Below are 26,852 nucleotides of genomic sequence, written 5' to 3' on the forward strand. Positions count from 1 at the left end.
TCTGAAGGCACCGCAATACCTAAATGACAGAAAAATGACTGACTGCTGCATTCCACAGCAAAACCCCGCCTTATACCCATTTACGCACAGAGTTATCCACAAAGCGGTGAAACGCTAAAAATTCGCGAGCGTTGCGCAAACGTTTTCGTTACAATGCCCGCGCTAAAACAAGGATGCCCCGTCTGGGGCGTTAGCTGAATTTTGGGAAGAAAGAAGACCGAAAATTCAGCTAACGCTCTCTGTAATGTCCAAATCCTGGGGATTTAATACCATGCAACAACGTCGTCCAGTCCGCCGCGCCCTGCTCAGTGTTTCTGACAAAGCCGGTATCATCGAATTTGCACAGGCTCTCTCCTCGCGTGGCGTGGAGCTGCTATCCACCGGCGGTACCGCACGCCTGCTGGCAGAGAAAGGCCTGCCGGTCACGGAAGTATCTGACTACACCGGCTTCCCGGAAATGATGGATGGACGCGTCAAGACGCTGCACCCGAAAGTGCATGGCGGTATTCTGGGTCGTCGCGGACAAGATGATGAAATCATGGCGCAGCACGACATCTCTCCAATCGATATGGTTGTTGTGAACCTTTACCCGTTCGCCGCCACCGTCGCACGCGAGGGCTGCACGCTGGAAGACGCCGTAGAGAACATTGATATTGGCGGCCCGACCATGGTGCGCTCTGCTGCCAAGAACCATAAAGACGTGGCTATCGTGGTTAAGAGCAGCGACTATCACGCCATTATTAATGAGATGGATGCTAACGACGGCTCTCTGACCCTTGCTACCCGTTTTGACCTCGCCATTAAAGCCTTCGAACACACTGCCGCCTACGACAGCATGATCGCCAACTACTTCGGCAGCCTGGTCCCTGCTTATCACGGCGACAGCAAAGATCCTGCTGGCCGCTTCCCGCGCACGCTGAATCTGAACTTCATTAAGAAGCAGGATATGCGCTACGGTGAGAACAGCCACCAGCAGGCCGCCTTCTATATAGAAGAAGAAATTAAAGAAGCCTCGGTTGCCACTGCCACTCAGGTACAGGGCAAGGCACTCTCTTATAACAACATCGCCGATACCGATGCTGCGCTGGAATGTGTGAAAGAGTTCAGCGAGCCAGCCTGTGTGATCGTTAAACATGCTAACCCGTGCGGCGTGGCGGTCAGCGATTCGATCCTCGACGCTTACGATCGTGCGTATAAAACCGACCCGACCTCCGCGTTCGGCGGCATCATCGCCTTTAACCGCGAGCTGGATGCGGAAACGGCGCAGGCCATTATTTCCCGCCAGTTTGTTGAAGTGATCATCGCCCCGTCAGCCACTGAAGAAGCGCTGAAAATTACCGCCGCCAAACAGAACGTGCGCGTGCTGGTTTGCGGCGAATGGTCTGCCCGCGTCGCAGGTCTGGATTTCAAACGTGTGAATGGCGGTCTGCTGGTACAGGATCGCGATCTGGGCATGGTGAGCGAAGCAGAGTTGCGCGTGGTCAGCAAACGCCAGCCGAGCGAGCAGGAACTGCGTGACGCGCTGTTCTGCTGGAAAGTCGCCAAGTTCGTTAAGTCCAACGCCATTGTCTATGCCAGAGAGAATATGACCATCGGCATTGGCGCAGGTCAAATGAGCCGCGTGTACTCCGCGAAAATCGCCGGTATTAAAGCAGGTGATGAAGGACTGGAAGTGAAAGGCTCCGCGATGGCCTCTGACGCCTTCTTCCCGTTCCGCGACGGTATTGATGCCGCTGCGGCCGTAGGCGTAAGCTGCGTGATCCAGCCTGGCGGTTCCATTCGTGATGATGAAGTGATTGCGGCGGCCGACGAACACGGTATCGCCATGATCTTTACCGACATGCGCCACTTCCGCCACTAATCCCGGAGCAGACAATGAAAGTATTAGTTATTGGTAATGGCGGACGCGAGCACGCGCTGGCGTGGAAAGCCGCCCAGTCACCCTTAGTCAAAACCGTTTTTGTCGCACCGGGTAACGCCGGTACGGCGCTGGAGCCGCTGCTGCAAAACGTGGCGATTGGCGCGACCGATATTCCGGCGCTGTTGAATTTTGCCCAAAGTGAGCACATTGACCTGACCATCGTTGGCCCGGAAGCCCCGCTGGTACTGGGCGTGGTCGATGCTTTTCGCGCAGCCGGGCTGACCATCTTCGGCCCGACGCAGGGGGCCGCCCAGCTGGAAGGCTCCAAAGCTTTCACCAAAGACTTCCTCGCCCGTCACCACATTCCGACGGCGGAATACCAGAACTTTACCGAGGTTGAGCCTGCGCTGGCGTATCTGCGCGAGAAAGGCGCGCCGATTGTTATCAAAGCGGACGGTCTGGCGGCAGGTAAAGGGGTAATTGTCGCCATGACGCTGGAGGAAGCGGAAGCGGCGGTTCAGGATATGCTGGCTGGCAACGCCTTTGGCGACGCGGGGCATCGTATCGTGATTGAAGAGTTTCTGGATGGCGAAGAAGCCAGCTTTATCGTGATGGTGGATGGCGAACACGTGTTGCCGATGGCCACCAGCCAGGATCACAAGCGCGTTGGCGATGCCGATACCGGGCCGAATACCGGCGGTATGGGCGCTTACTCGCCAGCCCCGGTAGTGACTGATGAAGTTCACCAGCGCACCATGGATCGCGTGATCTGGCCAACGGTGCGCGGTATGGCGGCGGAAGGCAATACCTACACCGGCTTCCTGTACGCCGGTCTGATGATCGACAAGCAGGGCAACCCGAAAGTAATCGAGTTTAACTGCCGCTTTGGCGATCCGGAAACCCAGCCGATCATGCTGCGCATGAAGTCCGATCTGGTCGAACTGTGCCTGGCGGCCTGTGAAGGCAAACTGGATGAGAAAACCTCGGAGTGGGACGAACGCGCATCGCTGGGCGTGGTGATCGCCGCAGGCGGTTATCCGGGTGATTATCGTACCGGTGATGTGATCCATGGCCTGCCGCTGGAAGAAGTGGGCGGTAAGGTGTTCCATGCGGGCACGACGCTTGCGGACGATGACCGTGTGCTGACTAACGGCGGACGCGTGCTGTGCGCCACGGCGCTGGGACATACGGTGGCGGAAGCGCAGAAAAACGCTTATACGCTGATGGCGGATATTCACTGGGATGGCAGCTTCAGCCGCCGGGATATTGGTTATCGCGCGATTGCCCGCGAGCAGGGGGAGTAATTTCCCCCTCACCCTAATCCTCTCCCGCAGGGAGAGGGAACAGATCGCCCTCTCGTTCAGGAGAGGGCTTACTCAGAAATTCTTTTCCTGCGGCTGCCAGGTACAGTAATCCTCATTCGCCACCAGCAGCAGCTGTGCGCCTTCCGGGGCTTCCAGCCACGCGACGCTCACTTCCGCCGAAGAATGGCGCTGACGCCGTTCTATATGGCTTAACGCCTGCTCATCGAATTCCGGTTTAACTGTCTGCCCTTCGCAGGTACTGACGCTGTGGTCGGCATGCCAGCGCCCCTGACGCAGTATCACCTGCCCCTGGCGCAGCGCATCGCTGGTCTGGCGGATCTGGTCGGCACGATAGCGGTACAGCGCGATCTGGTCACTGGAAAGCTGTTGCTTCTGACCGTTCACTTCACGCTGCATAAAACTGAGTTCGCCGTGGTCATCAAAACGCACGCGAATATGTTCCGGCTGTTTGCCGTAGATAGTAAGTTCGATAAGGGCAAGGGTATCGCCCTGCCAGCGGTATTCGCTGGTTGAGGTATCTCCGCTTCGCCACGGGCTGAAGGCAGAGAGAATATGGACGTCGTCATCGACATCTTTACGCCACAGGCGTACGGCACCCTGATCGCCTGCGTAACCGCTGGCGGTAAAGGGCGGCGGTGACGAGTCATGGCTACAGGCTGTCAGCAATAATGCGCCAGCCAGCGCCAGCGGACGGCACCAGAATGACAAAAGGGGCGAAAACGCCCCCTCGTTAAAACTGTTCGCTGCCACGCGGTCTTACTTAACGGCGTCTTTCAGTGCTTTACCAGAAACAAATGCCGGCACGTTAGCTGCGGCGATTTTGATTTCTTTACCGGTCTGCGGGTTGCGGCCAGTACGCTCAGCGCGGTGGTTCACTTTGAAGGTACCGAAACCAACCAGTTGTACAGCATCGCCTTCTTTCAGAGACTCAGTAATAGCAGCCAGGGTGGATTCCAGAGCAGCTTTCGCCTGCACTTTAGACAGATCAGCCTTGTCCGCAATTACATCAATCAGTTGAGTCTTGTTCATAAGTTATCCTTACAATGTGTTTATCGCTTGCTAAGCATCGAGTGCGACGGAAATGCCAAAAAAGCGCCCTCCTGCATACACGCACCGATAGCCACTTTTTTTCGCCCCCCAAATGTAGACCAGACGGGGGGCTAATGGGAAGCCTTGCAGTATGACAAATCAGGCGTTAAATCACGTTTTCTTGTCTCATTGCTGCAAATTTATACCGATATTGCTTTCCCCCGCCTCGCGCAGGTCCGCGCGCAGACCTTTGATCAGCTCAAGGTCGCGCTCTTCGCAGTCAGCCAGCAGGCGGAAAATCTCCCACTGAATGTCCCATTCCTGCTCGACAGCCGGATTAAGTTTTAGCTCTTCATCGGTCATTTCCCGACCTGCCTGGGTCATTTCCAGCATCGCTACCGTGGTGATTGAGGTCTTGCTGACTTCAATAGCGTGCTCCAGCGTATCGCCGCTTAACAGCGAATGCAGCATTTCACTCAATGCCACACAGGCATCGATGGCCGGGTAAACGCCATACATATCGTAATCATCCGCCGACGGGATCGCTTCCTCCAGCTTTTCCAGCTGGCTGTCGAAATTGATCTTCGCGTCTTTAACGGTCAGCGTTTCCCAGACGAGATCGACCATACGGCGATAGAGCTGTGCATCGCCAAAGCCGGTTTGCTGGCAGAACATGGCGTAGTTCGGGTACATGCGCTCGCAAAGGCAGGCCATGAAAGTGACGTGCTGCCAGCTTTCCAGCTTCTCCAGCCGCAGGTGAATCGGGTTTTGTAACATGATGAATTCTCAATATCGGAAATTAGCCGCAGTGTACCTGAATCAGGGGTGAATTTCCTGCCAGCGCACAAAGGCCGGACGACGCGAGGCAACGGCATCCGCCCAACGCGTCGGCTCCGGTAAACGGTAGCCTTTGGTACAGCGCTGCACCCAGGCCAGCGCAGTGTCCTGACTGACCCGATGGCCGGTGGCGATAAACAGCGGGTTACAGCGCGCTTTGCTGCGCCATACCCACGCCAGATCCTCACCCTTATCACGCAGCGGCGCCAGCGCGCCTGGCTCGTCAGACAGCGGCTCAAACTTACCGCACAGGCGTTTTTTCGCCACGCCGATGGTCGGCACATCCACCAGCAGGCCAAAATGACTGGCCACGCCCAGACGACGTGGATGCGAAATGCCATGCCCGTCGACGAACAGCAGATCGGGTTTTTGCGACAGCATATCCCACGCCGCCAGCAGCGCAGGATATTCACGAAACGAGAGGAAACCAGGAATATAGGGCATGGTAGTGGCGATACGCGCGATCTGATATTCAACCAGTTCAAGTTCCGGATACGTCAGCAGTACCATCGCCGCGCGTGTTACTTCTCCGCCCTGCTCAAATCCCACATCTGCCCCGCCGATCAGTCTCGGCGGATCGGTAATAAAACGATCTTCCCGGCATACCGAGGAAGCCAGTTCCAGTTGTTGTGCGCGTAATGACGCCAGATCCATACCTGCTCCTTATTGATGATAGGGCTGTGAAAGACGGTGTACCGCCTCCACAAAAGCACCTGCATGCTCCGGAGGAACATCCTGATGGATACCGTGACCGAGGTTAAACACGTGGCCTTCCCCCTGACCAAAGCCAGCCAGGATAGTCGCCACTTCCTCTTCAATGCGTGCAGGCTGTGCATAAAGCATGGACGGGTCCATGTTGCCCTGCAACGCGACTTTATGACCGACGCGACGACGCGCATCGGCAATATCGATAGTCCAGTCGAGACCCAGCGCATCGCAGCCGGTTTCCGCCATCGCTTCCAGCCACTGACCGCCGCCTTTGGTAAAGAGCGTTACCGGCACGCGGCGGCCTTCGTTTTCACGCAGCAGGCCATCGACAATTTTATGCATGTAATAGAGAGAGAATTGCTGATAATCGCGCCCGGTCAGCACGCCGCCCCAGGTATCGAAAATCATCACCGACTGCGCGCCCGCGCGGATCTGCGCGTTGAGATAGAGCGTGACGCTTTTCGCCAGCTTATCGAGCAGCGCATGCAAGGTCAGCGGCTCGGCGTACATCATTTTTTTGATCAGCGTAAAGGCTTTGCTGCTGCCGCCTTCCACCATGTAGGTCGCCAGCGTCCACGGGCTGCCGGAGAAGCCAATCAGCGGCACTTCGCCTTTCAGTTCGCGGCGGATGGTGCGCACCGCGTTCATCACGTAACCCAGTTCATCTTCCGGATCCGGCACCGGCAGTTTTTCGACGTCGGCTTTACAGGTGATGGGCGAGGTAAAACGCGGGCCTTCGCCGGCTTCAAAGTAGAGGCCCAGACCCATCGCATCGGGGATGGTCAGAATGTCCGAAAAAAGGATCGCCGCATCAAGCGGGAAACGGCGCAGCGGTTGCAGGGTGACTTCGCACGCCAGCTCCGCATTTTTACACAGCGACATAAAGTCACCGGCTTGCGCGCGGGTGGCTTTGTACTCCGGCAAGTAGCGGCCAGCCTGTCTCATCATCCATACCGGGGTGACATCCACCGGCAGGCGCTGGAGCGCGCGCAGGTAACGATCGTTTTTCAGTTCGGTCATTTTGCAGTTCCTCAATGCGTCAGACCGACATTGTAACATGTCACTCATACTCTGCCCGACACAAAGCCACGGTGTCCTCGATCAAACGGCGCGCGACTGTGCCTGGCGGCGGTAACAGCGGCAGCGCATCATAGCGATACCAGCCCGCGTCCAGCAGTTCGTTAGGGTCGATGTTGATTTCACCGCCGTCATATTCGGCCATAAAGGCGGTCATCAGCGATTGCGGGAACGGCCAGGGTTGCGAGGTAACGTAGCGCAGATTTTTCACGCGGATGGCGCTCTCTTCCATGACTTCGCGGGCGACCGCCTGCTCCAGCGTCTCGCCCACCTCCACAAAACCGGCCAGCACGGTATAGATGCCGTTGCGATGGCGCGTGTGCTGGGCCAGCAGGATTTTGTCTTCACGGCGGATGGCGACAATGATGCACGGCGCGATTTGCGGGTAGTAACGTTCCCGACAGTTGCCGCACAGCATTGCCCATTCGCTTTTACTGGTGTGCATGGTATGACCGCAGTAACCGCAAAACTGGTGCGAGCGGTAAAACTCCGCCAGCTGTACGCCGCGCCCGGCGAGCTGGAACAGTCCGACATCCTGGTCCACCAATTGCCGCACGGACGACATATCCTGACGACGATTCTGACGCACCAGCCACACCGGCTCGCCCTGCCATTCGCCGATGGTTAAACCGCGCTGGCCCACAAGATCGAAATTTCCTGCCTCGCCATGTGGTAATTCTCCAGCGGGCAGCCATAATTTTTGTTCATGGCTGACAATCCACCAGCCCTGATCGGTTAATTCGATGACACGTTCCATAATCTGTTGCACTACCTTAGCGACACTGGCATGTTGGTAACATCATTTTTACAAATTTTGGGTAAGTATTTTTTAATCTTAATATTACGGAGTTGATCATGCTAAACCAGCTACAAAGCCTGACAGAGCGAGTGGGAGGAAGTAATAAACTTGTCGACCATTGGTTACATGTCCGTAAGCATCTGCTTGTTGCTTATTACGATCTGGTCGGCATTAAACCTGGCAGAGAATCCTTTACAGAACTTGATGAAAAAGCGCTGGATGATTTTTGCCATAGCCTGGTCGATTATCTTTCCGCTGGTCATTTTAGTATTTATGAGCGCATTATCAGCGAAATGGAAGGGACCAGCCCACTTTTCGCCGCCACGCAGATCTATCCTCTGCTGGAAGCGAACACGCAGCAGATCATGAATTATTATGATTCCAGCCTGGAAAATGCCATTGATGACAGCAACTGCATTGAATTCCAGCATGCGCTGTCCGGCATTGGCGAAGCGCTGGCGCAACGCTTTACTCTTGAAGATCAATTAATCGTTCTGGCGTTCGACTTCAACCTTTCTGAAAGCGCCAACGACGAGGCAGTAGCCAATAACGAGAGAGATATGGCTCGTCCTGCTTGAGTTCTGCGGCAGTAACACGTAATTTATTTTAGCTTTCCCGTATAACGGGAAATTATTTCTTGTCGGAGTGCCGCGTACGACAGTACCGGCTGAGACCGTTAATTCGGGATCCGCGGAACCTGATCAGGTTAGTACCTGCGAAGGGAACAAGAGTTCATCTGCATGGCATCGCTGCATCCGGCGATCGCCCTCTTGCTTCATCCGTCATTCTGACAAGCCACGTCCTTACTTTTATGGAATGAGCTATGTCTGCCACTAAACCAACACGTCGCCAGCAACGCGAACACGCCCAGCGCTTTATCGATACTCTGGAAGGTACTGTCTTCCCCGGCTCCCGACGCATCTATATTCAGGGTTCACAGCCGGACATTCGCGTGCCCATGCGTGAAATTCAGCTCAGCCCGACGCCAGTCGGCGGCACTAAAGACGCGCCACGTTTTGAAGAAAACGAAGCGATCCCCGTGTATGACACCTCCGGTCCGTACGGCGATCCCGCCATTACTATTAACGTCCGGCAGGGGCTGACCAGGCTACGAAGTCCATGGATTGCGGCGCGTGGCGCGACGGCAGGCCAGTGCGTGACCCAGTTGCACTATGCCCGCCAGGGGATTGTCACGCCGGAGATGGAATTTATCGCCATCCGTGAAAACATGGGCCGCGAGCGCATTCGCGCTGATGTCCTGCGCCAGCAGCATACTGGCGAAGGCTTTGGCGCGCGCCTGCCGGAAAACATCACCCCTGAATTTGTACGCGATGAAGTGGCCGCCGGGCGCGCCATTATTCCCGCCAATATTAACCATCCGGAATCCGAGCCGATGATCATTGGCCGTAATTTTCTGGTGAAAGTAAACGCCAATATTGGCAATTCGGCGGTCAGCTCCTCCATCGAAGAGGAAGTGGAAAAGCTGGTGTGGGCCACGCGTTGGGGGGCTGATACCGTGATGGATCTCTCCACCGGCCGTAATATCCATGAAACCCGCGAGTGGATTTTGCGTAACAGCCCGGTGCCCATCGGCACAGTGCCGGTTTATCAGGCGCTGGAGAAGGTTAACGGCATTGCGGAAAACTTAAGCTGGGAAGTATTCCGCGAAACGCTGCTGGAGCAGGCGGAACAGGGCGTCGATTACTTCACTATTCACGCCGGTGTGCTGCTGCGTTATGTGCCGATGACGGCAAAACGTCTGACGGGTATCGTCTCCCGTGGCGGCTCGATCATGGCGAAATGGTGCCTGTCCCATCATCAGGAAAATTTCCTTTACGAACGTTTCCGCGACATCTGCGAAATCTGCGCGGCCTATGACGTTTCCCTGTCGCTGGGGGACGGTCTGCGTCCCGGTTCCATTCAGGACGCCAACGACGAGGCGCAGTTTGCGGAACTGCACACCCTTGGCGAGCTGACGAAAATCGCCTGGGAGTACGACGTGCAGGTGATGATTGAAGGCCCCGGCCATGTGCCGATGCATATGATCCGCCGCAATATGACCGAGCAGCTGGAGCACTGCCACGAAGCGCCTTTCTACACCCTCGGCCCGCTGACCACCGATATTGCGCCGGGCTACGACCATTTCACCTCCGGCATTGGCGCGGCGATGATCGGCTGGTTTGGCTGCGCAATGCTCTGTTACGTAACGCCAAAAGAGCACCTTGGCCTGCCGAACAAAGAGGACGTCAAACAGGGATTAATCACCTATAAGATCGCCGCTCACGCCGCCGATTTAGCCAAAGGCCATCCGGGGGCGCAGATCCGCGATAACGCCATGTCCAAAGCGCGCTTTGAATTCCGCTGGGAAGATCAGTTTAACCTTGCGCTCGATCCCTTCACCGCCCGCGCTTATCACGATGAGACGCTGCCGCAGGAGTCCGGCAAAGTAGCGCACTTCTGTTCGATGTGCGGCCCGAAATTCTGCTCGATGAAGATCAGCCAGGAAGTGCGCGACTTTGCGGCACAGCAGGCGGTTGACGCCGGCATGGCAGATAAATCGAACGACTTCCGCGCCCGGGGCGGCGAAATCTATCTCCGGCAGGAGGAGGCGTAATGTACCAGCCTGATTTTCCGCCGGTACCCTTCCGGCTCGGACTTTATCCCGTGGTGGACAGCGTGGTCTGGATCGAGCGTCTGCTCGGCGCCGGGGTGCGCACCCTGCAACTGCGCATCAAGGATAAGCGCGATGACGAGGTGGAAGCCGATGTTATCGCCGCTATCGCCCTTGGCCGCCGCTATCAGGCGCGGCTGTTTATCAACGATTACTGGCGGCTGGCGATCAAGCATGGCGCTTACGGCGTGCACCTCGGGCAGGAGGATTTACAGGACACCGATTTGACGGCGATCCGCGCGGCAGGTTTACGCCTTGGCGTATCGACCCACGACGATATGGAAATCGACGTCGCGCTGGCGGCAAAACCGTCCTATATCGCCCTCGGCCATGTCTTCCCGACGCAAACCAAACAGATGCCTTCTGCCCCGCAGGGGCTGGCACAGCTGGCGCAGCATATCGTCCGGCTGAAAGATTATCCGACGGTCGCCATCGGCGGTATCAGCACTGAACGCGCGCCTGCGGTACTGGCGACCGGCGTGGGCAGCATCGCGGTGGTCAGCGCCATCACCGCTGCCGATGACTGGCAGGCGGCAACCCGGCAGTTGCTGGATCTGGCGGGGGTGGGCGATGAATGACAATGATTTCATGCGCTACAGCCGCCAGATCCTGCTGGAAGACATCGCCATTGACGGGCAGCAAAAATTGCTTGCCAGCCGGGTGCTGATTGTCGGGCTTGGCGGGCTCGGCTCTCCGGCGGCGCTGTATCTGGCGGCGGCAGGCGTGGGAACGCTGGCGCTCGCCGATGACGACGCGGTGCACCTCAGTAATCTGCAACGGCAAATCCTCTTCACCACAGAGGATATTAATCGCCCCAAATCACAGGCCGCGGCGCAGCGCCTACAGCAGCTCAATCCGGACACTGAACTGATCGCCCTGAATCAGCGTTTAGCAGGCGATGCGCTGCATCAGGAAGTGGCCCGTGCCGATGTGGTGCTGGATTGCAGCGATAACATGACCACCCGCCAGGCGATTAATGCCGCCTGCGTGGCGAACAATACGCCGCTCGTCAGCGCAAGCGCGGTGGGCTTTGGCGGGCAGTTAATGGTGCTGACGCCGCCCTGGACACAGGGCTGTTATCGCTGCCTGTGGCCGGATGACGTTGAGCCTGAACGCAACTGCCGCACGGCGGGCGTCATCGGCCCGGTGGTGGGCGTGATGGGCAGCCTGCAGGCGCTGGAAACCATCAAGCTGTTAACCGGCATAGCGCCCGCGCAGGGTGAACTGCGGCTGTTCGATGCCCGCAACCATCACTGGCGCACCATCACCCTTCAGCGGTCGGCACTCTGTCCGGCGTGCGGAGGTCTGCATGCGCATTCTGTTTAATGATGAGCCGATGCAGTGCGCCGACGCGCTGACCGTCAGCGCCCTGCTGACGCAGCTTAATCAGCTGACGCCGGGCATGGCGCTGGCGCTCAATCAGCACATCCTTCCCCGGGATCGCTGGGATCAACAACTGTTGCAGGACGGCGATCGGATCCTGCTTTTTCAGGTCATCGCCGGAGGCTGATATGTTACGCATTGCTGATAAAACCTTTACTTCGCACCTTTTTACCGGGACGGGGAAATTCGCCTCACCCGCGCTGATGATGAACGCGATACGCGCCTCCGGTAGCCAGCTGGTCACCCTGGCGATGAAGCGCGTCGATTTGCGCCAGCGCAGCGATGACCTGCTGGCGCCGTTGCTGGAGGCCGGGGTGACGCTGTTGCCTAATACTTCCGGGGCAAAGAATGCCGAAGAAGCGATATTTGCCGCTCAGCTGGCGCGGGAAGCGCTCGGCACAAACTGGCTGAAGCTGGAGATCCACCCGGATCCGCGCTGGCTGCTGCCCGATCCCATTGAAACCCTGAAAGCCGCGGAGATTCTGGTAAAGCAGGGCTTTATCGTGCTGCCCTATTGCAGCGCCGATCCGGTGTTATGCAAACGGCTGGAGGAAGCGGGCTGCGCGGCGGTAATGCCGCTGGGCGCGCCTATCGGCTCCAATCAGGGGCTGGAAACCCGCGCGATGCTGGAAATCATCATCGCCCAGGCAGGCGTGCCCGTGGTGGTGGATGCCGGGATAGGCGCGCCCAGCCATGCGGCACAGGCGCTGGAAATGGGCGCGGATGCAGTACTGGTGAATACCGCCATTGCCGTGGCTGACGATCCGGTGAAGATGGCTCATGCATTCCGCCTCGCCGTTGAAGCCGGCGTGCTGGCGCGTGAAGCGGTGCCGGGCGCCCGGCACTCCTTCGCACAGGCCACCAGCCCGCTGACCGGTTTTCTGGAGGCGCAGCCATGAATACCTTCACTGACCGCTGGCGGCAGCTGGACTGGGATGACATCCGCCTGCGTATTCACAGTAAAACGGCCCGGGATGTCGAACGGGCGCTCAGCGCCACGCACCCAACGCGCGAGGACATGATGGCGCTGCTCTCCTCCGCCGCCAGCGCGTTTCTGGAGCCGCTGGCACAACGTTCGCAGCAGCTGACCCGTCAGCGTTTTGGCAATACGGTCAGTTTCTACGTACCGCTGTACCTGTCGAACCTGTGCGCCAACGACTGCACCTACTGCGGCTTTTCGATGAGCAACCGTATTAAGCGCAAGACGCTCGACGACGATGAGATCGCCCGTGAATGCGCCGCCCTCCGCGATATGGGTTTTGAACATATCCTGCTGGTGACCGGCGAGCATGAAAAGAAAACCGGCATGGACTATTTTCGCCAGCAGCTCCCGGCGATCCGCCGCCAGTTCGCCTCGCTGCATATGGAAGTGCAGCCGCTGTCGCAGGCGGAGTATGCGGAGCTGAAAGCGCTCGGCCTCGACGGTGTGATGGTGTATCAGGAGACTTATCATGAAGGGGTTTACGCCCGGCACCATCTGAAAGGCAAAAAGCAGGATTTCTTCTGGCGGCTGGAAACCCCGGACAGACTGGGCCGCGCGGGTATCGATAAAATCGGGCTTGGCGCATTAATCGGTTTGTCTGATGACTGGCGGGTGGACTGCTTTATGGTGGCGGAGCATCTGCTGTGGCTGCAAAAACAGTACTGGCAGAGCCGCTACTCCATCTCTTTCCCGCGTCTGCGCCCCTGCACCGGCGGTATCGAACCCGCCTCCATTATGGATGAGCGTCAGCTGGTGCAAGCCCTGTGCGCGTTTCGCCTGTTCGCGCCGGAAGTGGAACTGTCGTTATCGACGCGGGAATCGCCCTGGTTCCGGGACAATGTGATCCCGCTGGCGGTGAACAACGTGAGCGCTTTTTCAAAAACGCAGCCCGGCGGCTATGCTGACGACCACCCGGAGCTGGAGCAGTTCGCCCCGCATGACGGGCGTCGCCCGCAAGAGGTGGCAAGCGCGCTGATGCGTCGTGGTTTACAACCCGTATGGAAAGACTGGGACAGCTGGCTGGGGCGCAATTTGTAACCGGTTTCACCTTAAGCGGGTTTCTTTGTGATGCCCGACACACAATCACTGCAAAGCGGTTGTTGATCCCGGGGTGCGGGATAATTATCAGTTATCCCATCTACATCGAGGCTAACTATGAAAAACATCGTTTTATGCTGTGCTGCCGGTATGTCCACCAGCATGTTGGTTCAACGTATGAAAGATGCGGCGCAGAAAAAAGGCGTCGAGGTGACTATCAAAGCCGTTCCGGTGGCGGAGTTTAAGGACAATATCGCAACCGCCGATATTGTGCTGCTGGGGCCACAGGTGAAATATGAGCTGGCCAAGCTTCAGGCGCAGGCTGAGCCGCTGGGCAAAAAGGTCGCCGTTATCGATATGATGGATTACGGCATGATGAAAGGTGATGTCGTACTGGAAAAAGCCCTTAAGCTGCTGGAGTGATCGCATGGAAGATTTGGAAACTATCATCATGGAATTGCTGGTTAACGCGGGCGCAGCACGCAGCGAAGCGTTAACGGCGCTACAGCTGGCGCGTCAGGGGGATTTCGCAGGCGCTGAGGCCGCTATGACGGAGTCGCGGGAATACGTTAAGCATGCCCATAAAATCCAGACGCAGCTGATAGGTCTTGATGAAGGTGAAGGCAAATTGCCGGTGAATCTGATCACCGTGCATTCGCAGGATCATCTGATGAACGCCATGGTGATTCAGGATCTGGCCGGCGATATGATTGAACTGTACCGCCGTTTACCGCCGTTGAATTAATTCCTGTTTTAAGAGCAAAAAAAACCCGCCGAAGCGGGTTTTTTATTATCGGGCTGTTAACGATTACTCGTTGTCAGAACCGCCCAGGCCTGCGTTCAGCAGTTCTGCCAGGCTGGCAGACGCGTCTTCAGCAGTCACCTGCGGTGCAGCCGGGAGTTCACCCGCAGCACGACGGCGCATACGATCCTGATGGTACGCGTAACCGGTACCAGCCGGGATCAGACGACCCACGATAACGTTCTCTTTCAGACCGCGCAGTTCGTCGCGTTTGCCCGCAACGGCTGCTTCGGTAAGCACACGAGTGGTCTCCTGGAACGATGCCGCGGAGATGAAGGACTCGGTTGCCAGAGACGCTTTGGTGATACCCAGCAGATCGCGAGCGTAGGTCGCTGCGATTTTGCCGTTCGCTTCCAGTTCGCGGTTAGCGATCTTGACGCGAGAGTATTCAGCCTGCTCACCTTCGAGGAAGTCAGAGCTTCCTGCGTTCTCGATGGTGGCTTTACGCAGCATCTGACGCACGATAACTTCGATGTGCTTATCGTTGATCTTAACGCCCTGCAGACGGTAAACGTCCTGTACTTCGTTGGTGATATAACGCGTAACCGCGTGAACACCACGAAGACGCAGAATGTCGTGCGGCGCTTCCGGACCATCCGAAACCACATCACCACGTTCTACACGTTCACCTTCAAACACGTTGAGCTGACGCCATTTCGGGATCATCTCTTCGTACGGCTCGCTGCCATCAACCGGGGTGATAACCAGACGACGTTTCCCTTTGGTTTCTTTACCGAAGGAAATGATGCCGCTGATTTCAGCCAGGATTGCCGGCTCTTTCGGACGACGTGCTTCGAACAGGTCAGCAACACGCGGCAGACCACCGGTGATGTCTTTGGTACCGCCGGATTCCATCGGAATACGCGCCAGGGTGTCACCACCGCTGATCTGTACGCCGTCTTCCAGCTGCACAATCGCTTTACCTGGCAGGAAGTACTGAGCTGGCATATCGGTACCAGGGATCAGAACATCGTTACCGTTGGCATCAACGATTTTCAGCGCCGGACGCAGATCTTTACCGCCCGCGGTACGTTCTGCAGAATCCAGAACCACCAGCGAAGACAGACCGGTCAGTTCGTCGGTCTGACGAGTAATCGTCTGGCCGTCGATCATATCGGTGAAGCGGATATAACCCGCTACTTCGGTGATAACCGGCATGGTGTGCGGATCCCAGTTTGCTACGGTTTCGCCGCCTGCAACCTGCTCGCCATCACCCTTCGCCATGACCGCACCGTAAGGCACTTTATAGCTTTCTTTGGTACGACCGAATTCGTCGATCAGTTTCAGCTCGGTGTTACGGGAGGTCACCACCAGTTTACCGCTGGAGTTCACAACCGATTTCGCGTTGCTGAGACGGATGCTACCTTTGTTTTTCACCTGGATGCTGGATTCAGCAGCCGCACGAGATGCCGCACCACCGATGTGGAACGTACGCATCGTCAGCTGTGTACCCGGCTCACCGATGGACTGTGCCGCGATAACGCCGATTGCTTCACCTTTGTTGATGATGTGGCCACGCGCCAGGTCACGACCATAGCAGTGTGCACATACACCAAAGTCGGTGTCACAGGATACAACGGAACGCACTTTCACGCTGTCTACGGAGTTCGCTTCCAGCAGGTCACACCATTGCTCATGCAGCAGCGTGTTGCGTGGAACCAGAATGTCCGCGGTACCTGGTTTCAGTACGTCTTCAGCGGTCACACGACCCAGAACGCGATCGCGCAGCGGCTCTTTAACATCACCACCCTCGATAACCGGGGTCATGGTGATACCTTCGAGGGTGCCACAATCGTCTTCGGTAACCACCAGATCCTGCGCAACGTCAACCAGACGACGCGTCAGATAACCGGAGTTCGCGGTTTTCAGTGCGGTATCCGCCAGACCTTTACGCGCACCGTGCGTGGAGATGAAGTACTGTAGTACGTTCAGACCTTCACGGAAGTTCGCGGTGATCGGCGTTTCGATGATGGAGCCATCCGGCTTCGCCATCAGACCACGCATACCTGCCAGCTGACGAATCTGTGCCGCAGAACCACGCGCACCGGAGTCGGCCATCATGTAAATGCTGTTGAAGGAAACCTGCTGCTCTTCGACGCCGTCACGGTTAATAACGGTTTCGGTTTGCAGGTTGTCCATCATCGCTTTAGATACACGATCGTTCGCCGCAGCCCAGATATCGATAACTTTGTTATAGCGTTCGCCCGCAGTTACCAGACCAGACTGGAACTGTTCCTGAATTTCAGCAACTTCCGCTTCCGCTTCGCTGATGATTTCAGTTTTCTTCTCAGGGATCACCATATCGTCGATACCAACGGATGCACCTGAACGCGCTGCATATGCAAAGCCGGTGTACATCGTCTGGTCAGCAAAGATAACGGTCGGTTTCAGGCCCAGAATGCGGTAACAGGTGTTCAGCATTTTGGAGATCGCTTTCTTGCCCAGCGCCTGGTTGACGATGGAGAAAGGCAGACCTTTCGGTACGATCATCCACAGGATCGCACGACCAATGGTCGTATCAATCAGGCTGGTTTTCGCAACGAATTCGCCCTGTGCATCTTTTTCATACTCGGTGATACGCACTTTTACACGCGCATGCAGAGAGGCCAGGCCAGCGCGATAAATACGCTCAGCTTCTTTCGGGCCAGTCAGCACCATGCCTTCGCCTTTGGCGTTAACACAGTCACGGGTCATGTAGTACAGACCCAGTACAACGTCCTGAGACGGAACGATGATTGGTTCGCCGTTCGCCGGAGACAGAATGTTGTTGGTAGACATCATCAGCGCACGCGCTTCCAGCTGAGCTTCAAGCGTCAGCGGAACGTGTACTGCCATCTGGTCACCATCGAAGTCGGCGTTATAAGCCGCACAAACCAGCGGGTGCAGCTGGATTGCTTTACCTTCGATCAGTACCGGTTCAAATGCCTGGATACCCAAACGGTGCAGTGTTGGTGCACGGTTCAGCAGTACCGGGTGTTCGCGGATAACTTCGTCCAGGATATCCCAAACGACAGCTTCTTCGCGCTCAACCATTTTCTTAGCGGCTTTGATGGTGGTAGCAAGACCACGCAGTTCCAGCTTGCCGTAGATGAACGGTTTGAACAGCTCCAGCGCCATTTTCTTCGGCAGACCGCACTGATGCAGACGCAGGTATGGACCTACGGTGATAACAGAACGACCGGAGTAGTCAACACGCTTACCGAGCAGGTTCTGACGGAAACGACCCTGTTTACCTTTGATCATATCGGCCAAAGATTTCAGAGGACGTTTGTTAGAACCGGTGATCGCACGACCGCGACGACCGTTATCCAGCAGGGCATCTACTGCTTCCTGCAGCATACGTTTTTCGTTACGTACGATGATGTCCGGCGCAGCCAGATCCAGCAGACGTTTCAGACGGTTGTTACGGTTGATAACGCGACGATACAGATCGTTCAGATCCGACGTTGCGAAACGACCACCATCCAGCGGTACCAGCGGACGCAGATCTGGCGGCAGAACCGGCAGAACGGTCAGGATCATCCACTCTGGCTTGTTGCCAGACATGACGAACGCTTCCAGCAGCTTGATACGCTTGGTCAGCTTTTTACGCTTGGTTTCGGAGTTAGTTTCGTTCAGCTCTTCACGCAGCTGCTCGCACTCTTTCTCCAGATCCATGCTTTTCAGCAGGGCCTGGATCGCTTCCGCACCCATTTTCGCGTCGAATTCGTCACCGAACTCTTCCAGCGCGTCCAGATACTGTTCTTCGGTCAGGATCTGGTTACGTTCCAGATTGGTCATACCGCCTTCGATAACCACATAGGATTCGAAGTACAGAACACGTTCGATATCGCGCAGCGGCATATCCAGCAGCAGGCCGATACGGGACGGCAGAGATTTCAGGAACCAGATGTGCGCAGTCGGAGAGGCCAGTTCGATGTGGCCCATGCGCTCACGGCGCACTTTGGTCTGGGTCACTTCAACGCCGCACTTCTCACAGATCACACCACGGTGTTTCAGGCGCTTGTACTTACCGCACAGGCACTCATAGTCTTTTACTGGCCCGAAAATACGCGCACAGAAAAGGCCGTCACGCTCAGGTTTGAACGTACGGTAGTTGATGGTTTCCGGCTTCTTAACTTCACCGAAAGACCATGAACGGATCATGTCTGGCGAGGCCAGCGCAATTTTGATCGCATCAAACTCTTCGGTTTTAGTCTGCGCTTTCAGAAACTTTAATAAATCTTTCACGGATTTGCTCCCGTCGGAGTTAGCACAATCTGGCGCCGGGAGTGACCCCGGCACCAGTGACCTGTTTGAGCGAGAGTTACTCGTCTTCCAGTTCGATGTTGATACCCAGCGAACGGATCTCTTTCAACAGTACGTTGAAGGATTCCGGCATGCCCGGTTCCATCTGATGGTTGCCGTCCACGATGTTTTTATACATCTTGGTACGACCATTAACGTCATCAGACTTAACGGTGAGCATTTCCTGCAGGGTGTATGCCGCGCCATATGCTTCCAGCGCCCACACTTCCATCTCCCCGAAGCGCTGACCACCGAACTGCGCCTTACCACCCAGCGGCTGCTGAGTAACCAGGCTGTAAGAACCGGTAGAACGCGCATGCATTTTGTCATCAACCAGGTGGTTCAGTTTCAGCATGTACATATAGCCGACGGTAACCTGGCGCTCGAATTGCTCACCAGTACGGCCATCGAACAGGGTAATCTGACCGGAAGTCGGCAGGCCACCCAGCTGTAACAGTTCCTTGATTTCAGACTCTTTCGCACCGTCGAATACCGGCGTTGCGATCGGCATACCTTTACGCAGGTTCTCAGCCAGACGCAGAACTTCTTCATCAGTGAAGGTGTTCAGGTCAACTTTCTGACGAACGTCGGAGCCCAGATCGTAAGCACGCTGGATGAATTCGCGCAGTTTCGCGACTTCCTGCTGCTGTTTCAGCATGGCGTTGATCTTATCGCCGATACCTTTAGCAGCCATACCCAGGTGCGTTTCCAGGATCTGGCCGATGTTCATACGAGACGGTACGCCCAGCGGGTTCAGTACGATGTCTACCGGCGTGCCGTTTTCATCGTAAGGCATATCTTCGATCGGGTTGATCTTAGAGATAACACCCTTGTTACCGTGACGACCCGCCATTTTGTCACCAGGCTGGATCTGACGTTTAACGGCCAGATACACTTTAACGATTTTCAGCACGCCCGGTGCCAGGTCATCGCCCTGAGTGATTTTGCGACGTTTCGCTTCGAGTTTTTTCTCGAACTCGTGCTTCAGTTCGTCATACTGCTCAGCCAGCTGTTCCAGCTGATTTTGTTTGCTTTCGTCGGTCAGACCGAGTTCCAGCCAGCGGTCGCGCGGCAGTTTGTCGAGCTTCTCAGCTTCAACGCCACCGGAAACCAGCACGGCATGGATACGGCTGAACAGGCCAGCTTCGAGGATCTGCAATTCTTCAGACAGGTCTTTTTTCGCCTGCTTCAGCTGCATCTCTTCGATTTCCAGCGCACGTTTGTCTTTTTCCACGCCATCGCGGGTAAAGACCTGAACGTCGATAACGGTACCGGAAACGCCGTTCGGCACACGCAGAGAAGAGTCTTTAACGTCAGACGCTTTCTCACCGAAGATCGCACGCAGCAGTTTTTCTTCCGGCGTCAGCTGGGTTTCACCTTTCGGCGTCACCTTGCCCACCAGAATGTCGCCGCCGGTCACTTCTGCACCGATGTAAACGATACCGGATTCATCCAGTTTGGAGAGCGCTGCTTCACCCACGTTCGGGATGTCGGCGGTGATCTCTTCCGGCCCCAGCTTGGTGTCACGGGACACACATGCCAGTTCCTGAATATGGATGGTGGTGAAACGATCTTCCTGAACCACACGCTCGGAGACGAGGATGGAGTCTTCGAAGTTGTAACCATTCCACGGCATGAAGGCTACGCGCATGTTCTGACCGAGCGCCAGTTCACCGAGGTCGGTGGACGGACCGTCTGCCAGCACGTCGCCGCGCTCAATTGGCTCACCCAGAGATACGCAAGGCATCTGGTTGATACAGGTGTTCTGGTTAGAACGGGTGTATTTGGTCAGGTTATAAATGTCGATACCTGCTTCGCCCGGGTACATCTCGTCTTCGTTAACTTTGATAACGATACGGGAAGCATCCACGTACTGAACAGTACCGCCACGCTTAGCAACAGCAGTAACACCGGAGTCAACGGCAACAGCACGTTCCATACCGGTACCAACCAGCGGCTTGTCAGCGCGCAGAGTCGGAACGGCCTGACGTTGCATGTTCGCACCCATCAATGCACGGTTGGCGTCATCGTGTTCCAGGAACGGGATCAGGGACGCACCGACGGAAACCACCTGCTGGGTGGAAACGTCCATGTAGTCAACCTGGTCGTTGCTGAACAAGCTGGATTCGCCTTTGCTACGGCAGGTAACGAGATCGTCAACAAAGCGACCTTCTTCGTCCAGGTTGGTGTTCGCCTGAGCGATAACGTAGTTACCTTCTTCGATAGCAGAAAGGTAATGGATCTCGTCAGTCACCACGCCGTCAGTCACTTTACGATACGGAGTCTCAAGGAAACCGTATTCGTTAGTCTGTGCGTAAACGGACAGGGAGTTGATCAGACCGATGTTCGGACCTTCAGGCGTTTCGATTGGACATACGCGACCGTAGTGAGTCGGGTGTACGTCTCGAACTTCAAAGCCTGCGCGCTCACGGGTCAGACCGCCCGGGCCGAGTGCGGAGATACGACGCTTGTGCGTGATCTCAGACAGCGGGTTGTTCTGGTCCATAAACTGAGACAGCTGGCTGGAACCGAAGAACTCTTTCACTGCTGCGGAAATCGGCTTGGCGTTGATCATATCCTGAGGCATCAGGGTATCCAGATCGCCCAGAGACAGACGCTCTTTCACCGCACGCTCTACACGTACCAGGCCAACGCGGAACTGGTTTTCCGCCATTTCGCCAACGGAACGGATACGACGGTTGCCGAGGTGGTCGATATCGTCCACTTCGCCTTTACCGTTACGGATACCGATGAGCTTCTTCATCACTTCAATGATGTCGTCTTTGCTCAGGATACCGGAACCTTCGATTTCGTCGCGCAGCAGAGAACGGTTGAACTTCATACGACCAACCGCAGACAGATCATAGCGGTCTTCGGAGAAGAACAGGTTCTCGAACAGGCTTTCAGCCGCTTCGCGCGTCGGTGGTTCACCTGGGCGCATCATGCGGTAGATTTCAACCAACGCGCTCAGACGATCGTTGGTTGGGTCGACACGGATAGTCTCAGAAATGTAAGCGCCGTGATCCAGGTCGTTGGTAAACAGCGTTTCGATACGCTTATGACCGGCCTGGCTCAGCTTCGCCAACAGATCCAGAGAGAGTTCCATGTTTGCTGCGCAAATCAGCTCGCCAGTAGACTCATCAACGTAGTCTTTAGCGGCAACTTTGCCTGCAATGTACTCAACCGGGACTTCAATCAGTTTGATATCGTCTTTTTCCAGCTGGCGAATGTGACGCGCGGTAATACGACGCGCTTTTTCCACATACACTTTGCCGTTAGCTTCGATGTCGAAGGAGGCGGTTTCACCACGAAGGCGTTCCGGCACCAGTTCCATCTGCAGCTTGTTATCACGAATTTCAAAGACGACTTTTTCAAAGAACAGGTCAAGGATCTGCTCAGTGGTGTAATTCAGTGCACGCAGGATGATAGTCGCAGGCAGTTTGCGGCGACGGTCAATACGTACAAACAGGTTGTCTTTCGGATCGAACTCGAAGTCCAGCCATGAACCGCGGTAAGGAATGATACGCGCGTTATACAGCACTTTACCTGAAGAGTGAGTTTTACCTTTGTCGCTGTCAAAGAATACGCCAGGACTACGGTGAAGCTGAGACACGATAACGCGCTCAGTACCGTTAATAACAAAGGTACCGTTGTCGGTCATGAGCGGAATTTCGCCCATGTAAACTTCTTGCTCTTTGATGTCTTTAACGGTGCCTTCCGGCGCTTCGCGCTCGTAGATCACCAGACGCAGTTTCACACGCAGCGGTGCCGAGTAGGTCACGCCACGGATCTGGCATTCTTTTACATCAAAGACAGGCTCGCCAAGACGGTAACTGACGTATTGCAGTTCCGAGTTGCCGCTGTAGCTCGTGATCGGGAACACGGAACGGAATGCTGCTTCCAGACCGTACTGCCCTTCAGGATCTTGCTCGATAAACTTCTGGAACGAGTCAAGCTGGATAGAAAGGAGATATGGAATGTCCAGTACTTGCGGACGTTTTCCAAAATCCTTACGAATACGTTTTTTCTCGGTATAGGAGTAAACCATTAGGGTTCCTCAGCTCGCTGACAAGTCGACCCATCTGCCCGACGAAAGGGACAGTTTGTGCAACACTATTTTGTTGACCGGAAAGTGGGGCACTTTCCGCAATGCTTGTTGCTATCACGCTTAAACCATTTCGTTGCGATTTACACAAAGCGCGAGCCTTGTCGCAATATATTAAGTCGTCGATAGAAACAAGCATTGTGAGGGGAAGCCAGTAGTTAAACAGTGTGAAACACTACCGACGCCCTACAGCGCAAAAAGGCTGGTGACCAAAAAGTCACCAGCCATCAGCCTGATTTCTCAGGCTGCAACCGGAAGGGTTGGCTTATTTAACTTCAACTTCAGCGCCAGCTTCTTCCAGAGATTTTTTCAGAGCTTCAGCGTCATCTTTGCTCACGCCTTCTTTCAGAGAGGCCGGAGCAGATTCTACCAGGTCTTTAGCTTCTTTCAGACCCAGGCCAGTTGCGCCACGTACTGCTTTGATCACAGCAACTTTGTTAGCGCCAACAGCTTTCAGAATAACGTCGAATTCAGTTTTCTCTTCAGCAGCTTCAGCTGGGCCAGCAGCAACAGCTACAGCGGCAGCAGCAGAAACACCGAATTTTTCTTCCATTGCAGAGATCAGTTCTACAACGTCCATTACGGACATAGCGGATACTGCTTCAATGATTTGATCTTTAGTGATAGACATTTAAATTGTTCCTGAATATCAGAATAAGTTTATACGTAAGCAAATGCTTTACAAAGATAACTGCGATTAAGCAGCTTCTTTGGCATCGCGTACAGCAGCCAGAGTACGAACCAGTTTGCCAGCCGAAGCTTCTTTCATGGTTGCCATCAGGCGTGCAATTGCTTCTTCGTAAGTCGGCAGAGTTGCCAGGCGATCGATCTGCGACGCCGGAATCAACTCACCTTCAAAGGCAGCGGCTTTGACCTCAAATTTTGCATTCGCTTTCGCGAATTCTTTGAACAGACGAGCAGCAGCGCCCGGGTGTTCCATAGAATATGCAATCAGGGTCGGACCAACGAACGCGTCTTTCAGGCACTCGAACTGAGTACCTTCAACAACACGGCGCAGCAGGGTGTTACGAACAACACGCATGTATACGCCGGCTTCGCGACCTGCTTTACGCAGTTCGGTCATTTTATCTACGGTAACGCCACGGGAATCCGCAACAACCGCAGACAGCGCGCCTTTGGCTACTTCGCTGACTTCAGCAACAATCGCTTGTTTGTCTTGAAGATTTAAAGCCATTAGCTTTGCTCCTGGATGTTTGCCAGGGCTTATGCCCTGGAACTCACTTCACTCTTCTCAAAGAAAAGAGCGTCTTAATACGGTGAGCAGAAACAAGCCAAAGATACTTATAAAATGTCTTCAGGTTCTGTCACCGTCTACGCAGGGAATTAAGTTTCTTGCGAAACACCTGCGGTCTTGGACGGAGGCCTGGATTAGGCCAGGCTCCAACCGAAAATCTTTTCGTGGGCGAAGATTGTAGACAAATCCACCGCCCACGTAAAGGCGAATATTAGTTCGCCACCGCAGTCAGACCAGACTGGTCAACTGCAACACCTGCACCCATGGTGGTGGAGATGCTAACTTTCTTGATGTACACGCCTTTCGCCTGAGTCGGTTTTGCTTTTTTCAGCGCAACCAGCAGAGATTCCAGGTTTTCTTTCAGTTTGTCAGCGTCAAAGTCCACTTTACCAATGGTGGTGTGGATGATGCCGTTTTTGTCGTTACGGTAACGAACCTGACCTGCTTTAGCGTTCTTAACCGCTTCAGCAACGTTCGGCGTTACAGTACCAACTTTCGGGTTTGGCATCAGGCCACGCGGACCCAGAACCTGGCCCAGCTGGCCAACAACGCGCATTGCATCCGGGGAAGCAATAACAACGTCAAAGTTCATTTCGCCTTTCTTGATCTGTTCTGCCAGATCTTCCATACCTACCAGCTCAGCGCCAGCAGCTTTAGCTGCTTCAGCGTTCGGGCCCTGGGTAAATACAGCTACGCGAACTGAACGGCCAGTACCGTGCGGCAGTACAGTTGCACCACGTACGTTCTGGTCAGATTTACGAGCATCGATGCCGAGGTTAACAGCAACGTCAACGCTTTCGTTGAATTTAGCGGTGGCCAGCTCTTTCAGCAGAGCGATGGCTTCGTTGATGTCGTACTGTTTGGTCGCATCAACTTTCTCACGGATCACGCGCATGCGCTTGGTCAGTTTAGCCATTTCTTAATCCTCCACTACCAGGCCCATGGAACGCGCGGTACCTTCGATGGAGCGAGTCATCGCTTCAACGTCTGCACCAGTCATGTCCGCGGCTTTAGTCTGCGCGATTTCCTGCAGCTGAGCGCGGGAGATCTTGCCCACTTTGTCTTTGTTCGGCTTGCCGGAACCAGACTTGATACCAGCCGCTTTCTTCAGCAGAACTGCTGCCGGAGGCGTTTTGGTAACGAAAGTGAAAGAACGGTCAGCGTAAACGGTAATAACAACCGGGATCGGCAGACCTTTCTCCATGGAATCAGTTTTCGCGTTAAACGCTTTACAGAATTCCATGATGTTAACACCCTGTTGACCCAGAGCCGGACCTACTGGCGGACTCGGGTTTGCCATGCCAGCTGCAACCTGCAGCTTGACGTAGGCCTGGACTTTCTTAGCCATTGCAATTTCCTCGTGTGGGTATAGCGCCTTAAAAAGGCTCCCCGTGATTAATACTGTGTCTTACGGGTACATGACCCATAAAAACAAAAGGCGCGAAATTGTATGTCAATTTCGCGCCCTGTGCAACGATTTAATCGCCGCTTTTTTGGTCGGCAGGTTAGGCCTTCTCTACCTGTGCAAAATCCAGTTCTACCGGAGTTGCACGGCCAAAGATGGAAACAGATACCTTGAGACGGGACTTCTCGTAGTCCACTTCTTCAACCACACCGTTAAAGTCTGCAAACGGACCGTCGCTAACGCGAACCATTTCACCCGGCTCGAACAGCGTTTTCGGACGTGGCTTGTCGCCAACTTGCTGCAGACGATTCATGATGGCATCGACTTCTTTGTCGCTGATCGGCGCCGGACGATCGGACGTCCCACCGATAAAGCCCATCACGCGCGGTACGCTGCGCACCAGGTGCCAGCTCGCATCGTTCATGACCATTTGAACCAGAACGTAACCCGGGAAGAATTTGCGCTCGCTCTTACGACGCTGGCCACCACGGATTTCGACCACTTCTTCGGTCGGCACCATGACTTCGCCAAACAGCTCTTCCATATTGTGTAATTTGATATGCTCACGCAGCGACGTAGCTACGCGGCCTTCAAAACCGGAAAACGCCTGAACGACGTACCAGCGCTTTTTAGGGGCTTCAGACATCTCAGAACCTCAGGCCAGTGATAAAGGATACCAGGCGAACCAGAATACCATCCAGTCCCCACAGGATCAGTGACATAACAGCAGTAACTGCTGCCACAATCAGCGTGGTGTGCAATGTTTCCTGGCGAGTTGGCCAAATCACTTTACGGACTTCGGTTCTCGCTTCACGGGCAAAAGCAACGGTCGCTTTACCCTTCGTCGTCAACAGCGCGACACCACCCGCTGCAGCAATTAAAATAACGACTGCCAGCGCGCGTAACGGCAGCATCATGTCACGATAAAGGTAGTTGCCAACGATAGCCACGATCAGCAGCGCAGCAACAACAACCCACTTCATCGCTTCCAGGCCGCGCCCGCTCCCTTGAGCTTCGGTATTCGCACTCATAAACCAACCTGTCACAAGAATTCAGACAAACATTTTTGCCCCGCCATAGCGAGGCAACCAAACCGAAATGCTCTATTGCGCTTCGGACTTAACGCCCTCTACAGAGCCTGTCTCAGCAATGATTATGACGTAAAAAATCACTGATGAGCCAGGTTCTGGTTCGAAAGCGTACAAAAAGGGCATCAAATGATGCCCTTTTAATGCGCATTGCGTCAAATGTTATCAGCGATTAGCCAAGAACTTTAGCAACAACGCCT

General features: G+C 55.2%; 25 protein-coding genes and 1 riboswitch. Of the genes, 11 read left to right on the top strand and 14 right to left on the bottom strand.

All coding sequences use genetic code 11. The features are described from left to right. The first annotated feature begins 271 nt into the window (after positions 1-271). Both purH and purD read left to right on the top strand, forming a co-directional pair. Complete coding sequence (gene purH / locus ACQUTD_RS21340; protein WP_072571614.1) at positions 272-1,861, top strand: bifunctional phosphoribosylaminoimidazolecarboxamide formyltransferase/IMP cyclohydrolase; 1,590 nt, start codon at positions 272-274, stop codon at positions 1,859-1,861. 14 nt (positions 1,862-1,875) lie between these two features. Next, positions 1,876-3,165 carry a phosphoribosylamine--glycine ligase gene (purD, locus tag ACQUTD_RS21345; protein WP_473277429.1) on the top strand — a complete coding sequence of 430 codons (1,290 nt, stop codon included), beginning with the start codon at positions 1,876-1,878 and terminating at the stop codon, positions 3,163-3,165. A 72-nt stretch (positions 3,166-3,237) separates the two neighbouring features. Here the strand turns inward: purD and ACQUTD_RS21350 are convergent, their stop codons facing one another. The 6 genes from ACQUTD_RS21350 to nudC form a co-directional block, all read right to left on the bottom strand. Next, positions 3,238-3,936: a DUF1481 domain-containing protein gene (locus tag ACQUTD_RS21350; protein WP_072571595.1), complete on the bottom strand. Its 699-nt coding sequence runs from the start codon at positions 3,934-3,936 to the stop codon at positions 3,238-3,240. Between the two features lie 6 nt (positions 3,937-3,942). Further along, positions 3,943-4,215 carry a nucleoid-associated protein HU-alpha gene (gene hupA, locus ACQUTD_RS21355; RefSeq protein ID WP_002445246.1) on the bottom strand — a complete coding sequence of 91 codons (273 nt, stop codon included), beginning with the start codon at positions 4,213-4,215 and terminating at the stop codon, positions 3,943-3,945. Positions 4,216-4,401: 186 nt separating this feature from the next. After that, positions 4,402-4,992: a YjaG family protein gene (locus ACQUTD_RS21360; protein WP_072571596.1), complete on the bottom strand. Its 591-nt coding sequence runs from the start codon at positions 4,990-4,992 to the stop codon at positions 4,402-4,404. 42 nt (positions 4,993-5,034) lie between these two features. After that, positions 5,035-5,706 carry a deoxyribonuclease V gene (gene nfi / locus ACQUTD_RS21365; protein WP_072571597.1) on the bottom strand — a complete coding sequence of 224 codons (672 nt, stop codon included), beginning with the start codon at positions 5,704-5,706 and terminating at the stop codon, positions 5,035-5,037. A gap of 9 nt (positions 5,707-5,715) precedes the next feature. After that, positions 5,716-6,780: a uroporphyrinogen decarboxylase gene (gene hemE, locus ACQUTD_RS21370; RefSeq protein WP_072571598.1), complete on the bottom strand. Its 1,065-nt coding sequence runs from the start codon at positions 6,778-6,780 to the stop codon at positions 5,716-5,718. A 40-nt stretch (positions 6,781-6,820) separates the two neighbouring features. Then, complete coding sequence (gene nudC / locus ACQUTD_RS21375) at positions 6,821-7,594, bottom strand: NAD(+) diphosphatase (RefSeq protein ID WP_473277430.1); 774 nt, start codon at positions 7,592-7,594, stop codon at positions 6,821-6,823. A gap of 98 nt (positions 7,595-7,692) precedes the next feature. On the opposite strand from nudC, the gene rsd reads away from it, so the two are divergent. The 9 genes from rsd (at position 7,693) to ACQUTD_RS21420 (ending at position 14,455) form a co-directional block, all read left to right on the top strand. Beyond that, a complete protein-coding gene (rsd, locus tag ACQUTD_RS21380) occupies positions 7,693-8,214 on the top strand; it encodes a sigma D regulator (RefSeq protein WP_318364902.1) in 522 nt (173 codons plus the stop codon). A 53-nt stretch (positions 8,215-8,267) separates the two neighbouring features. Continuing rightward, a riboswitch (TPP riboswitch) is annotated at positions 8,268-8,377 on the top strand. A gap of 82 nt (positions 8,378-8,459) precedes the next feature. After that, the gene (thiC, locus tag ACQUTD_RS21385) at positions 8,460-10,250 is read left to right on the top strand and encodes a phosphomethylpyrimidine synthase ThiC (RefSeq protein ID WP_473277431.1); all 1,791 of its coding nucleotides are present in this window, start codon (positions 8,460-8,462) and stop codon (positions 10,248-10,250) included. Next, positions 10,250-10,885 carry a thiamine phosphate synthase gene (gene thiE, locus ACQUTD_RS21390; RefSeq protein WP_473277432.1) on the top strand — a complete coding sequence of 212 codons (636 nt, stop codon included), beginning with the start codon at positions 10,250-10,252 and terminating at the stop codon, positions 10,883-10,885. Before thiC ends, thiE begins: the two co-directional genes overlap by 1 nt. Next, a complete protein-coding gene (locus ACQUTD_RS21395; protein ID WP_473277433.1) occupies positions 10,878-11,633 on the top strand; it encodes a molybdopterin-synthase adenylyltransferase MoeB in 756 nt (251 codons plus the stop codon). The genes thiE and ACQUTD_RS21395 overlap by 8 nt, the downstream gene beginning before the upstream one ends. Then, entirely contained in the window at positions 11,617-11,817 is a 201-nt protein-coding gene (gene thiS, locus ACQUTD_RS21400) for a sulfur carrier protein ThiS (protein WP_072571604.1), read from the top strand. The genes ACQUTD_RS21395 and thiS overlap by 17 nt, the downstream gene beginning before the upstream one ends. Position 11,818: 1 nt before the next feature. After that, on the top strand, positions 11,819-12,589 hold the full coding sequence (gene thiG, locus ACQUTD_RS21405; RefSeq protein WP_473277434.1) for a thiazole synthase: 771 nt from the start codon (positions 11,819-11,821) through the stop codon (positions 12,587-12,589). Further along, positions 12,586-13,710, top strand: a complete 1,125-nt coding sequence (thiH, locus tag ACQUTD_RS21410) for a 2-iminoacetate synthase ThiH (protein ID WP_473277435.1) — start codon at positions 12,586-12,588, stop codon at positions 13,708-13,710. Before thiG ends, thiH begins: the two co-directional genes overlap by 4 nt. 117 nt (positions 13,711-13,827) lie before the next feature. Beyond that, complete coding sequence (locus ACQUTD_RS21415; RefSeq protein ID WP_072571607.1) at positions 13,828-14,133, top strand: PTS sugar transporter subunit IIB; 306 nt, start codon at positions 13,828-13,830, stop codon at positions 14,131-14,133. Positions 14,134-14,137: 4 nt separating this feature from the next. Beyond that, entirely contained in the window at positions 14,138-14,455 is a 318-nt protein-coding gene (locus ACQUTD_RS21420; protein ID WP_072571608.1) for a PTS lactose/cellobiose transporter subunit IIA, read from the top strand. Positions 14,456-14,518: 63 nt separating this feature from the next. Here the strand turns inward: ACQUTD_RS21420 and rpoC are convergent, their stop codons facing one another. The 8 genes from rpoC to secE all read right to left on the bottom strand — a co-directional run bounded on the left by rpoC (position 14,519) and on the right by secE (position 26,595). After that, positions 14,519-18,742 carry a DNA-directed RNA polymerase subunit beta' gene (rpoC, locus tag ACQUTD_RS21425; RefSeq protein WP_072571609.1) on the bottom strand — a complete coding sequence of 1,408 codons (4,224 nt, stop codon included), beginning with the start codon at positions 18,740-18,742 and terminating at the stop codon, positions 14,519-14,521. A gap of 76 nt (positions 18,743-18,818) precedes the next feature. Continuing rightward, positions 18,819-22,847 (bottom strand): DNA-directed RNA polymerase subunit beta, encoded by a 4,029-nt coding sequence (gene rpoB, locus ACQUTD_RS21430; RefSeq protein WP_072571610.1) that lies wholly within the window; start codon positions 22,845-22,847, stop codon positions 18,819-18,821. A 322-nt stretch (positions 22,848-23,169) separates the two neighbouring features. Beyond that, positions 23,170-23,535 (bottom strand): 50S ribosomal protein L7/L12, encoded by a 366-nt coding sequence (rplL, locus tag ACQUTD_RS21435; protein ID WP_072571611.1) that lies wholly within the window; start codon positions 23,533-23,535, stop codon positions 23,170-23,172. A 66-nt stretch (positions 23,536-23,601) separates the two neighbouring features. Continuing rightward, positions 23,602-24,099 (bottom strand): 50S ribosomal protein L10, encoded by a 498-nt coding sequence (rplJ, locus tag ACQUTD_RS21440; protein WP_002438625.1) that lies wholly within the window; start codon positions 24,097-24,099, stop codon positions 23,602-23,604. 271 nt (positions 24,100-24,370) lie between these two features. Then, the gene (gene rplA / locus ACQUTD_RS21445) at positions 24,371-25,075 is read right to left on the bottom strand and encodes a 50S ribosomal protein L1 (RefSeq protein WP_072571612.1); all 705 of its coding nucleotides are present in this window, start codon (positions 25,073-25,075) and stop codon (positions 24,371-24,373) included. Positions 25,076-25,078: 3 nt separating this feature from the next. Further along, complete coding sequence (rplK, locus tag ACQUTD_RS21450) at positions 25,079-25,507, bottom strand: 50S ribosomal protein L11 (protein WP_031522773.1); 429 nt, start codon at positions 25,505-25,507, stop codon at positions 25,079-25,081. Positions 25,508-25,664: 157 nt separating this feature from the next. Beyond that, positions 25,665-26,210, bottom strand: a complete 546-nt coding sequence (gene nusG / locus ACQUTD_RS21455; RefSeq protein WP_002438628.1) for a transcription termination/antitermination protein NusG — start codon at positions 26,208-26,210, stop codon at positions 25,665-25,667. Between the two features lies 1 nt (position 26,211). Beyond that, entirely contained in the window at positions 26,212-26,595 is a 384-nt protein-coding gene (secE, locus tag ACQUTD_RS21460; protein ID WP_072571613.1) for a preprotein translocase subunit SecE, read from the bottom strand. Between the last annotated feature and the right edge of the window lie 257 nt (positions 26,596-26,852).

Source organism: Enterobacter sp. K510 (genome assembly GCF_055804875.1).